Below are 11,225 nucleotides of genomic sequence, written 5' to 3'. Positions count from 1 at the left end.
AATAGCAACCTATGATTCTATCCTCTTTTATAACCACCCTCGTCCAAGATGGACAAGTGACTGTTGCCGCAGTGGTTAATCCTTTTTCCTCAGATGACCTGGCAGATGCCCATAACCTGTTGCTGGAATATTACCGGAATGATTTAACTGATATGCCCGGACAAGCACCCGGATTTGATGCTGATACGGCTATGTGGGCAGCACAGTTTGTTTACCGGGCAGCGCAGCTGATCATGCTACGGCATATTGATGAAAACGGTGTTTACCAACTACTACCCCTACACGATATTGCCACCGAACCGGATGCGGTGTATTCAGCCGACCTGTGTCTCCGCTACCTGCCCGACCTGCTCAGTCTCGCCAAAGGCCTGGCTCCTGCAGACCCGCTCGTAAAACGTATCACACAAACAGCCGCCCAATGGCCGTTTTCCTCCACCGGCATGAATATCCAGCCAGACATCCCGGTAAACGTTATTACCAGCCACCCCTCGTTGTTACAGGCCTATACCGACCGGATCATCGCCAGTAAAGACGCCGCCAGATGCAGTGATCCGTTGGTCATGACAACCGTAAAAGCTTCTCTTGGAAATTATGCTGATCTGCTATGGCCCGGATTCCACGACAGTTTCAGAGATTAACCATAAAATAGCACCACAGCACCCCGAAAAAATTTTACATTTAACCCGAAAAACCTCCCCTGCAAGGGATAGACGCTATACTATATACTATGAATGAACTACTGGTTGATAAACTGAACGATGTACTGCTACAACTAAAACGGACATTTATCGGGAAAGATGATATTATTGATCTGATGGGCATCTGCCTCGCCGGCCGCGAAAACCTGTTCCTGCTGGGCCCTCCCGGCACTGCCAAAAGCGCCATGGTAAGAGCACTCGCCGCCAGACTGGATGGCCAGACCTTTGAATATCTCCTGACCAGGTTCACAGAACCCAACGAACTTTTCGGACCTTTCGATATACGCAAACTAAGAGAAGGAGACCTCGTCACCAACACCGAAGGCATGCTGCCGGAAGCTTCTTTTATCTTTCTGGATGAACTGCTCAATGCCAACAGCGCCATCCTCAACAGCCTGCTGATGGTACTCAATGAAAGGATTTTCCGGAGAGGAAGGGAAACCAGACAACTGCCGGCCCTCATGATCGTGGGCGCCAGCAACCACCTGCCTGAAGATGAAGCCCTGCAGGCTCTATACGACCGCTTCCTGGTAAGAGTGAAATGTGATAACGTAGATCCGCAACAGTTATCCGCTGTGCTGCAGGCTGGCTGGACCATGGAAATAGCTGCTACCGCCACCTCCGGCATCAGCAGCGACGAAATACTCCAGCTCCAGCAACAGATCGGACAGGTTAATCTGGACGATATCCGTCCGGCATATCTCACCCTGATACAACAACTCCGGAATGCAGGTCTGCAGGTATCCGACCGTCGTGCAGTAAAGCTGCAGCGACTGATCGCTGCCAGCGCCCTCATCTGCAAACGCAGCACTGCCCGGCTGTCTGACATGTGGGTACTGCGCCATATCTGGGATACGGAAGAACAACAACCCATCATCACCGCTATCGTGAATGAGGTGGTCAACAAGGATACTGACCCCGAAAAAGAACATCCACGCGCCAAACACAGCGGCCTGCCTGATGCAGATGAAATCTGCAAAGAGTTGCAACAGATGACTTCCCAATGGGACGATACTGCCGTAGGCCCCGCCGAAAGAGCAGCGATCAAAGATCGTCTGCGTTATCTCAATGGGCGTTGTGAATGGATTTCCAATGAAACACAACGTGGGTTTGTGATGCAACCGATTGATGCCCTGTGGAAAAAAATCATGCAGGAATCATGAAGCCCGTACTGACAGAAATGGTACTGCAACTGGCAACCACGCAGTACAGGGCCCTGGGACCGGTCCGTTGCCTGCCTGGACTGCTGGCTGCTGCCGACTCACACTACATCTGGGTCAGGGGCATCCCTGTCTCCGACAAACCGCATCTCCTGATACAACAACTGCCCACACTGTGTACCTGGTACCTGGATGATCACAACAGACTCTTTAAAAAAGGGAGTCTAACGCCAACGGATACACTCAATACTTCCTTATCATGGAAGCCGTTGCCACAGCTGCTGGAGATTGAGTTGCCCGTATCCCTGCTGCCGCAGCCGATACTACAGCAATACCCGGTAAAGCTGGTACCCTCGGCCAAAGCATTAGAAGTGACGGCCCTGCTGACCAGTCTGGACACCTGGTACAGCTATGCGGCAACAGCCCCGCTGTCAAGGTTACAACGACTGACATTTGCAGCAAACGCACAGGGCCGTGTATTGATCTGCGGCACACCACTTCCGGCAATACCCGGCCAGGCATATGTACAAACACAACAGCTGCTGCTGCCAGCAGGATTTGACTTCGATCCTCCTGGTATAAAAGCGCTGGTAGCCCAACAGCTAGACCCGCAACAGGAACATCAGCTGCTGTTTGATACCGCCGGCAACTGGGAACGTATCCCGCAGCATGCGTTTGTTCAGGCCTCCAGACGCGGCATACGCGCCACCCAATCAGATCCTGCGTAACACAAAGTTTATGATCAATTATTTTGCACTCACCGACAACTACTGCTGGCAATGGAAAGAAGACGGCAATATCATTGAGTTGCGGGAAGGCTTTACCATTTGTTATACTGATGCATTGCTCAAGATCCTGCAGGAGCTCTCCTTCCAGGGCTGGCCTCCACTGGGCAGTGTGTTACTGATATTATGTGCTTGTAAAGAGGATCCCTTCAATTTTGAACTGACCATCAAACAACTACAGGAACAGACACAAAAAGCATTTTATCCTGATGGGCCATCTGAAGAATACAATGGCATACTACAAGCCGTTATCCGGCTTTTGGAGCTAATCCATACTTTACCTCAGAAACTACGCGCAGAAGACAAAAGAGGCTTGTTACTGAAAACGCTGTTTGAAGGCATCTCACCTCAGGTCAATAGTGCAGATGCTATCAGGGAGTTACAGTTGTTTTATAAATATCCTCATCAGAGTAATAACACGATCGCCTATACGCTGAAGAAAGATCTTTCCTGGCTGTACCGTGCCAGCAAACGGGTGGCCGACATGCCTGCCCTGCGTATGCTGCTGGAAACGAGTATCGAACAAATACCGGCTCCTTTACCGTTGACATTGCCGCCACCTGCGGCCACTGACCTCCTCACTTCCCTGAGCGAATACGAACAGACCGCAGGCATCAGCAGACTAGCCAAACATATTCTGGCAGCTATACATGTACCAATGCATACCCACAACAGTGGTGACCGTTCACTGGGTGGTATCTCCGATATCACCAACAAAGGGACTTATGACCGATTGCTGTTGAGTGAACTGGCACAGGACGATGCTGTACTGACAGCCCGGCTGGCTAATAACGAAGCACTTTATCTCCGCCGGGAAGAGCTTCCCTCCCAACGTAAAAAAAAGGTGATCATCCTCATAGATATCACGCTGAAAATGTGGGGTACTCCCCGCGCATTCGCCATGGCTGCAGCACTCGCTTGCCGTGAACAACAGAACAAAGATTCCGCTGTTCACACCTGGATGATGGGGGGCCATCATGCAACTGCTGTAAGTCTCGATAACCGTCAGGGTGTGATTCATGCTTTAACCTTGCTGGATGATCGTCTGGAGCTTGCCCCTTCTTTATCTGCCTTTTTACAGGAGCGTCCTGAAGAAGGAGAATGTTATCTGATCACCAGCGAACAACAGGCCCAGCACCCCGCCCTGCAACACATATTGGCTGTTCACCCCCACCCGGTTGATTTTCTGCTGACTGTTGACCGCAATGGTGCTTTTCACTGTTATCATTATTCCGGTGGCAGAAAAAAACTGATCAGCCAAGCGCTGTTTGATCTGAACGAGATACTGTTCTCTTCTTCTGCTCAAAATTCTTCCGGAAAAACAGATCATTGGCTGAAAGAAAATCCCCCGTTGCGTTTCGCAATCACTCATATGAAAAATGAGCCAGGGAACCATTTCAGAAAAGATCCTAAAGGCGACAGCTGTATTGTCAGCATTACCCGTGATGGCCGCGTGCAATACCGTGATACCTTTACACATCATGCGGTACAACAGTTTGGTGCGCTGGAATGCTGTCGTTCTATTGAACAGGGAGAATATCATATCCTATTTATGAGTCTTCAGGAATTCAGCATACTGGTCAGTTCCCCATTTTCCCGTACACTGATTTTATACCACTTCTCACACAATGGTATAACGTTTACATATAAACGTATTGAAACAAAGGCTATCATCGGTAAGTATACAGTGGTCACGCGGGACGGCTATTTCTGCCTCTATCCGTCTCATTGGTTACTGCATGGCACTACCGGGGAACTGGAACACAACCTGGACAATCGTCAGCCCAACGCAGTAACCCTCGGAATTGCTGCGGCTGCATCCCATAAAAAAATATTCAAGGAGCTGAGCAAATGTTACTTTGCCCTGCCTGCCATCAATGATATCTTTATCTGTTCTGCCGGAAAACTGATAATAGAAAAACGAAGCCTGTATCTGGATAATAAGCGCAACAGCAGCGAAGTACTGCTACGGTTATCAGACAAAAAAGAGTTCACGGTCGGCAGGGCCCCGGTAAGCAGGCAACCGGAGACCTTTCCCCTACCCGGCAATCCCAACATACTGCTGACCCGTTTTAAATGGGCCGACGGCAGTGAAATCATTGGTGATCCGCGGGGATTCATTTATCTCCACAGCTCTGACAAAAGTATTCCGGACATTGTGATTGTTACCGTTCTGAACTGCCGCCCTACAGCAGCCTGGGCAGACGACGGCGTCTTCTCCGGTAATCCATACTTCCAGCTGGAACCCAATACAGACGTCCTTCTCATGCAGGATTTTTACAGTAAATATATTCTCCGGTTTATAGCTCAACTACGATGAAAATAACACTGGGCCTACAATATACTTCCGTTCCTGGTATCGCTGAAGCAGCCTTTATTTACGGCGACACGCCCTGCATTTGGTTACAGGAAATTGATCGCTGGCAGATGCCGATGAAAACGCTGATAGCGTTACCCATACCACAACCACATAGCGCTGAAATAGCAGGGCTGCTGGTATTGTTCAATCACGCCGTACCGCCTTTCCCGGAACGCTTGCAACACCCTTATCAACTGCTGGGTGATAAATTGTTCATACCTGCCAATGCTTCACTGACACCTGCTATGGAAGCAGCCGAACTACAACAGCTCCTCATCTGGGATTGGCAGGTATTTCACCCCAGCATCGGATTTATCGGATATGATAAAGAACAGCTACTGCCGCTGGCTTCCCTATTGACTTTTCCGGCACCATCAGCGAATAGTTGGGAGCAGGCCCGCATAGGAGCCTTTACAGCTCCGCCGCTGCAAAAGATCATGGTATCTGACACCACGCCTGAAATCATTTTCGGAGAGGCGCCCCAACAAATAGGGAATACACCTCTGAGCGACATTTTTTCATCACAAGGTCCGGATGCTCCCGATACAGGAAAATCCATCTTCAGCAAATTATTATCGTTTTTCTCCGGTAATAAAAATACTCCGACTGGCCCTCCTGATCTGGAACAGCGCAGGCAGCAGGAGCTGGAACGACTAAGTGCACTTTTTGATACAGATACAGATGAAGCACTCAAATATGCGTTGCCGTTAGACAGTCCCTATCTGTCCAGAAAAAGCGCCGATCAGCCTTCTTCCTCTCTGCAGCGTCGGGATACCAACTTCTCCCTGGGCAAACTCGGCGGCGCAGGAACTACAGAATATTGGAATACGGGCAATTACCACGAGACGCTTAGAGAGAAATATGTGAAAGCAGCGCTTGCCGCTTTGAATGCACGTGATTACCGCAAAGCCGCCTACGTATATGCACATCTGTTAGGCGACTATCATATGGCTGCACATGCGCTGGAACAGGGTCATTATTACCGGGAAGCCGCGACATTATATCTTGAACATCTGAACAATAACTCTGCGGCAGCTGCCGCATTCGAAAAAGGAGGACTGCTACAGGAAGCTATCGAAATATATATCACACTCGGGCAATTTGAAAAAGCCGGAGATCTGTATGTCCGGCTCGAACAACCGGAAAAAGCCGGTCAACAGTATCAACAGGCCATCGCGTTGTTACTGGATAATAAAAATTATTCCGGTGCTGCGCAACTGGCATTAGAGAAGCTCCGGGAGCCGGAACAAGCCAAACAACATCTTCTGACGGGATGGACCACATCAGGATGGATGTCTGGATCTACCCACACAGGATTACTGGAGCAGTACTTTCAGTTATCAGCTGATAACCTCCGGGAAGCGTTAGAGAACGTATACCGCGAACATACGCCGGCAGTCCGCGAAACAGATTTCCTGACCGTACTGAAAGATGTGACCACAGTACATACTGACAGTGATATCAGAAATTTTGGCATTGATCTCGCCTATGAAATTATCGGTAAAAAAATCCAGACCAAGGAGCCGGAACAACTGCATCTTTTGAAACATTTTCTGCCAGGAGATAAATTACTGGCAGAAGATATTAACCGGTATACCAGCGAAAATAAAATCGTTCCGAAGCAGTTGAAAGCAGAAAAGATACTGTCGTTTGCAACAGATATACGATGGCTGGGGGGGCTGCAACTGCCCGACCAGCTGCTGTTTCTGGGCTTTGGAGAGAAGGGCCTGTACCTGCTGGATTTTGATATGGCCGATAAATGGTATTACAAGTTATGGGAAGGAAGAATAACCACTCCACCGGATATAACGATGATTTACCAGCATGATGGAGGTAAATATATATACCTTCTCGGACAAACAGACTTCCCGATAAAAGAGAAGAGCAGCACTCATCGCAATAACACCGGAAATAGCTTCACGATTCAAAAGCCGGACTGGTTGCCCACCAGCGGATTAGTGGCGCTGCACATTCAGAAGAACCTGACTACTACTGTATGCATCAATAACGGTGTATTATCTCTCATGCGGTATATGCAAACAGATAACTTCCCTCTTTGCGGCAATTATGTCTGCAAACTAGATGACGTGCCCATCAGTAGTGTACAATATAATGGCAGGGTACAGCAGCTGGAGTATAACACGTATTACTACTTTTATCTGGGCACAAAAATATTTACCGCTGCCATAGATGGTACCAATGCAGTCACCCATGACCTGGGGGCTGAAATACTCAATATGAGCGTCATGCACATATTTACCACTGTAAGGCTGGCAGTGGTCACTACCGAAGGGTTAATGATGGTTTTCCTTTCCGGTAAAAAGATGTTGTGGAAAAGTGATTATCTAACGGAGAAGATTACACGCAAAACAGTATTAACCTGGCTCCCGGATGAAAGGCTGGTAGCAGGTATGGGGAAGCTGGTGATCGTTTATGCAAAACCAGGAGGCAACCGGATAAACAGGATAGCCAGATTTACCACGGCCGCCTCTGTGTGTGCAATCACGAAGATGCCCAATCCTCAACAGATAGGCATCCTGGAAGAAAATGGAAGATTCGGTATATACGATCTGCCGGATTAATATTGTTTGAGTGCAGCACCTACTCCCGGCCTGTCTGCATAGAGGATATGACCGTTTTCAATACGGATACCATCAGCGGTGTCTTCAGCAAGCAACAGCGGCCCGTCCATGTCTACATAGTCGAGCAGCGGCAGCAGATGTGCTACAGCTGAAGTGCCCACGGTGCTTTCATTCATACTGCCGGTCATTACTTTCATGCCGTACTGACGGGCTTCTTTGATCATACGCAGCGCAGGTGTGATACCACCACATTTGGTGAGTTTGATATTGATACCATGGAAATGACCACGGCATCTGGCTACGTCCTGCTCTACGATACAGCTTTCATCGGCGATCACCGGCAGGGCGGATTTTTCAAACACCACTTTCATCCCGTCACCGTCAGCAGCCGGCATCGGTTGTTCTATGAACTCAACGCCCAACTCTTTCATAGCAGCGGCGTTGCGCAGCGTCTCTTCTACTCCCCAGGCGCAGTTGGCATCTACCCTGAACACCGCACTGGTGTGTTTTCTCAACTCAGTGATGATAGCGATATCTTCCTGTGTGCCCAGTTTGATTTTATAAATAGGCCAGGGAAATTCCTGCAGTTTCTTCACCATATTTCCGATGGTGTCTATCCCGATGGTATAGTCTGTCAGCGGGTTATGGGAGATATCGAGGCCCCAAACCTCGTACAGCTTTTTATTTTGTTGTTTGGCATAGAGGTCCCATGCAGCCAGGTCCAATGCACAAAGGGCAAACATATTATCCTGCAGCAGCGGATAAACATCCTGCCAGAAAGCCTCCGGTGTGGTAAGGGCATAGTTTTCGATAAACGGGCGATGGGCATTAATAGCTTCCATCAGCCTTGGCACGGTCATGTTGTAGTAGGAATTGTCTGCCGTTTCTCCGAGCCCTGAAAGGCCACCCTGTTGCAGTTCTACTACCAGTAAGGGTTGTACATCTTTTGACTTGCGTGAAATAGTAAACGTATGGCGGAATTTCAGCTCAAAAGGATAAAGTGTGAGTTTCATAATCGTTAATTCCCTTGTTAATTCTGTATCTCCAGTAATGTTGTGTCACCGCGGGGATATTGATCCTTTCCTTATCCGGGTGTTGGTCCGGGATATGGCCGGCGGCGGCCAACAGGTCTTGTATTTGAAATATACGCCACATGGCGTTAGCATGCAAGTGTTGGTTGATAATTTCCTTTATCAGCTCGGTGTTGGCCTGACGGGGAGGCGTAGTGGCATGCCCTAATATCTGCCGGTAAAATTTCCGGGAGATGCCTGCATCCTCTTCCCACCATCCTCTGATGGTGCTCATGTCGTGGGTAGAAGGCGTCAGCACCGAGAGGTAGGGAGCCTGCGAGATTCCGGCGAAGGCCCTTCCGGCCTCTTTAGGCATGCGTTGTACTTCCAGGCCCAGGATGCCCTGTTCTTTCATTACGCCGTTTACACAATGAGGTACCATACCCAGGTCTTCCCCGCAGATAAGCATACGCGTTGCCCTTCTGATCAGCGGCAGCTTATGCATGGCCTCTTTGCGCCAGCGGCTTTCCTGTCGCACATAAAAATAATGATGATACAGTTCCAGCAGGTGCTGACGGGTTGTTTCGTCTAATGCGGCAAAGGATGCTGTGGAAGCCAGGTCGTACCGGGGATGATACATCACCCGTTTTTTATCAGTGACCTTTATCAGCAGCACATCTGCAATCAGCTTAAACAGGGCTGTTTCCACTGCTTCCGGCAACTGCAGGTCCTTCACCTTACGTTGTGTATCGCAGTGTGGAAGCAATGAATAGTTTCCGTTGTCTAGTGATTGCAGGTAACGGTCTTTGATAATGCCGGCATAACTGCCAAAGGCCAGGTCCAGTATTTCTTCTGTTATCCAGGGATTGCAGAAACGGTCTTCATCAAAATTAATTCCTCTTTGCAGCAGTTCCTCCCGGCTAACGGGAATGGCTGGATGAAAATAGCCCAGTAATCCCTGTACGGCATGTGCCGGTATCTGCCAGATACGGAAGAAGCCCAGGATATGATCGATACGGAAGGCATCGAAATATACGGACATATGCCGGAGGCGTTGTTGCCACCATTCATAGCCGTCGGCAGCCATTTTTTTCCAGTTATAGGTGGGGAAACCCCAGTTTTGACCTTCTGCTGTAAAACTGTCCGGGGGTGCGCCAGCCTGCACGTCCAGGTGATAGAGCCCGGGATTCATCCAGGCATCCACACTGTAGCGGGAGATACCGATAGGGATGTCTCCCTTCAGGGCGATGCCCTCGGCGTGTACAGCTTCCACTGCAGCAGACAGCTGCCGGTGCAGGTGGTACTGCACAAAAAAGTGATAATGGGCTGCTTCCGCAGCAGCGCTGTCTTCTATAACAAACCGGTTGATCTCCGTGTAATCATATACGTTATACTCCGGCCATTGGGAGAAATCGCTTGTCTGATATTTGTCCCGCAGGTGGCAGAATACGGCATAAGGCAGCAGCCAGTGTTCGTTGGAGGCAAACCATTGCCAGTACGCCCTTGTCTCCAGCTTCTCCCCTTCCGCATCATACAGGGATTTCAGATAGGCCAGTTTATAGGAAAGGACTGTTTCATAGTCCACTTCGTCTTTTTCGTTCAGCCATTGCCGTAAGGAATGAAACTGTCGTTGCAGTGGATGAGTGGCTGGCAGTTGGCCTACATCCTGAAGCCGTATGTATTGCGGGTGAAGTGCAAAAGCGGAGATGGCTGCATAGGGATAGGAGTCACGCCAGGTATGGGTGCTGATGGTATCATTGACCGGCAGCAGTTGTATCAGCTGTAACCCGCTCTGGCGGGCCCATTGCGCCAGTGGTACCAGGTCTGCAAACTCTCCGGTGCCAAAGCCTTCGCGGCTGCGCAGACTGAATACAGGCACTGATACGCCGGCTCCTTTCCAATGGGGATAACCTGTTCTCACAAACTCATCATGTAGCACTGTTTGCCGGCCTGGAGCTACCACATTGAGTAACTCCCGGTTATGTCCCTGCTCATATTTTTCAAAGGTGCAGGTATCGAGATTATAGATACCGTATTTGTATTGTATAGATGCTGGTTGACCGGTAAGGTCGAGGGCAGCGGTAAACCAACCCTGGGCATCATATTGCAGCAATACCGGTTCTTCCGCGTTCCAGTTGCCCAACGGAGGCACATTGCCCAACAGGCAAACTGTTTTGTTCGCAGGCAGTAAAGGAGCCTGTACGCGGAACACATGTGTTGCGGATGTTGTTGTTATTTTCTGTTCCGGACGTTGGAAAAATACGCGGGTAAAAGGGGCTGTCTGCCAGGCGTTCTGGGGCTGTGCGGCATAATTCCAGGTATCGATAAAAACCAATTCATCTGTACCGGGTTGCAGCAGTATCTCCCGGACACCGCCTTCATAGGCTATTTCCTCCAGCTCTTTCAGGATGTACTGATATTGCAGCAGCAGGGGCTTTTCCAGTGGTATATCTATGGTGGCGCCCCACCATTCATCATTGAGCCATTGCAGGCGGCAGGCCTGGTGTGGCACATCATTGCCCAGCGCAGAAATGTTTCCCAGCAGGTAAAGTTCCTGCCCGTAATGAGTGTGGTAACGAAGGTAAAACCGTATTTTCTGATGCATCTGTTCCCTGGCTAAGCGGGGACAAA

At 49.5% G+C, this 11,225-nt stretch carries 7 protein-coding genes; 5 read left to right on the top strand and 2 right to left on the bottom strand.

The annotated features are described in order from the left end of the window. The first annotated feature begins 11 nt into the window (after positions 1-11). The 5 genes from KD145_RS26820 (at position 12) to KD145_RS26800 (ending at position 7,584) form a co-directional block, all read left to right on the top strand. The gene (locus KD145_RS26820) at positions 12-638 is read left to right on the top strand and encodes a hypothetical protein (protein ID WP_212002886.1); all 627 of its coding nucleotides are present in this window, start codon (positions 12-14) and stop codon (positions 636-638) included. An 89-nt stretch (positions 639-727) separates the two neighbouring features. Continuing rightward, positions 728-1,861, top strand: a complete 1,134-nt coding sequence (locus tag KD145_RS26815; RefSeq protein WP_212002885.1) for an AAA family ATPase — start codon at positions 728-730, stop codon at positions 1,859-1,861. After that, positions 1,858-2,586 carry a hypothetical protein gene (locus tag KD145_RS26810; RefSeq protein WP_212002884.1) on the top strand — a complete coding sequence of 243 codons (729 nt, stop codon included), beginning with the start codon at positions 1,858-1,860 and terminating at the stop codon, positions 2,584-2,586. Before KD145_RS26815 ends, KD145_RS26810 begins: the two co-directional genes overlap by 4 nt. Before the next feature lie 10 nt (positions 2,587-2,596). Further along, the gene (locus tag KD145_RS26805) at positions 2,597-4,963 is read left to right on the top strand and encodes a hypothetical protein (RefSeq protein WP_212002883.1); all 2,367 of its coding nucleotides are present in this window, start codon (positions 2,597-2,599) and stop codon (positions 4,961-4,963) included. After that, positions 4,960-7,584, top strand: coding sequence for a hypothetical protein (locus tag KD145_RS26800; RefSeq protein ID WP_212002882.1), 2,625 nt, complete (start codon positions 4,960-4,962; stop codon positions 7,582-7,584). The genes KD145_RS26805 and KD145_RS26800 overlap by 4 nt, the downstream gene beginning before the upstream one ends. On the opposite strand, the gene KD145_RS26795 is transcribed toward KD145_RS26800, so the two are convergent. Together KD145_RS26795 and KD145_RS26790 are read right to left on the bottom strand one after the other, a co-directional pair. Then, positions 7,581-8,597: a dipeptide epimerase gene (locus KD145_RS26795; RefSeq protein WP_212002881.1), complete on the bottom strand. Its 1,017-nt coding sequence runs from the start codon at positions 8,595-8,597 to the stop codon at positions 7,581-7,583. The two genes, KD145_RS26800 and KD145_RS26795, sit on opposite strands and share 4 nt — an antisense overlap. Next, entirely contained in the window at positions 8,572-11,199 is a 2,628-nt protein-coding gene (locus KD145_RS26790) for a 4-alpha-glucanotransferase (protein ID WP_212002880.1), read from the bottom strand. Before KD145_RS26790 ends, KD145_RS26795 begins: the two co-directional genes overlap by 26 nt. Positions 11,200-11,225: the final 26 nt, after the last annotated feature.

Origin of the sequence: Chitinophaga sp. HK235, assembly GCF_018255755.1 — a bacterium.
Lineage (GTDB): Bacteria > Bacteroidota > Bacteroidia > Chitinophagales > Chitinophagaceae > Chitinophaga.
This window is presented reverse-complemented; position numbering and strand designations above follow the sequence as displayed.